The following is a 1,158-nucleotide window of genomic DNA, read 5'->3' on the forward strand; positions in this document are numbered from 1 at the left end:
CCTGAATGTGGCTGTATTTTCTGGGCATAGCAAAGACCTCCTGTAGTAGTTTTATTCTACCACAGGAGGCCTTCTTTTTTCACTGTCTACTTTTACTGGAGCGGTTCAGCGCGAGGGATGTTCTTTTATTTGCGCGCGGATTTATTCCGCAGCCGGTTTCATGTCAAAGACGGCGATTTCGGGCACAACCCCCAGCCGGATCGGATAGCGGGAGGTTCCTATTCCGGAGTGGACATACAGGGTGGTCTGATCGTTGAGGGGATACAGGCCGTCCAGATATTTTCTGACCATGGAAGTGGTGATGTGAGGAAGGAACGGCAGACTGACCTGTCCGCCATGGCTGTGGCCCGCCAAAATCAGGTCAAAACCCAGGTCCTCATACAGGTCGGCGGTGTCGGGCTCGTGGGTCATCAGGATGGAATAGCCCGGCTGCTGGGCGGGAACATCCGCCAGCACTCCGTCGATGTTGGGTTCTCCCAGCAAAGCATCATCCAGCCCCGCCAAAAAGACCGTATCGCCGCTCTCCAGCGTCACCGTCACGCCCTCGTTGCACAGAATCTGAAATCCGCTCTGTTCCATGATGGATTCATAGGTGCGCACCGCGCCCCCGCCCCGGTCCCGATTGCCCCAGATGGCAAATTTTCCATAGGGCGCCTGAATCCGGGACAAAATCCGGATTAAATCCTCATCCTGATGATAGGTGTTATAGACCTCGTACAGGTCCCCGGTGAAGAGAAACAAATCGGGATTCTGCTGATTGACCCGGTCCACCAGCTGTTCCAGGTTCCGGATGGTGTAGTGTTCGCTGATCTGGATATCCGACACCTGGACCACCCGCAGCTCCTGGGTCAGGCCGCTGGAAAAGGTCAAATGATCGATTTTCAGACGGTAGGGTTCTACCTTCAGAGCATAAAACAGCACCGCCGCTCCCAGCAAAACCAAAAGCAAAACCAGCAGCACCGCTCTTTTCAGAAATTTGACCATCGTTCCCTCCTCCGTCCTTCTTTCCCGATATGAGAAAACCCCCGAGGATTTATCCTCAGGGGTTTTGTTAGAGAAGCCGGCATCTACCTATTTTCACAGGCCGTGTCCAGCCAACTATCTTCGGCACAAGTGAGCTTAACTTCTGTGTTCGGAATGGGAACAGGTGGGACCTCA

At 53.9% G+C, this 1,158-nt stretch carries 1 protein-coding gene and 1 rRNA gene; both read right to left on the minus strand.

Translation table 11 applies throughout. The features are described from left to right. Positions 1–141: 141 nt before the first annotated feature. Positions 142–984, minus strand: a complete 843-nt coding sequence (locus B5F27_RS16235; RefSeq protein WP_087369069.1) for a metallophosphoesterase — start codon at positions 982–984, stop codon at positions 142–144. A 74-nt stretch (positions 985–1,058) separates the two neighbouring features. Then, positions 1,059–1,158 (minus strand): 5S ribosomal RNA (gene rrf, locus B5F27_RS16240); the annotation flags it as partial.

The sequence above is a fragment of the Faecalibacterium sp. An192 genome (assembly GCF_002160175.1).
Taxonomy (GTDB): Bacteria; Bacillota; Clostridia; order Oscillospirales; family Ruminococcaceae; genus Faecalibacterium.

What these genes read in the sequence shown, in the direction of transcription:
- B5F27_RS16235 (WP_087369069.1), bottom strand. Translation starts at nt 984, where the DNA reads ATGGTCAAATTTCTGAAAAGAGCGGTGCTGCTGGTTTTGCTTTTGGTT.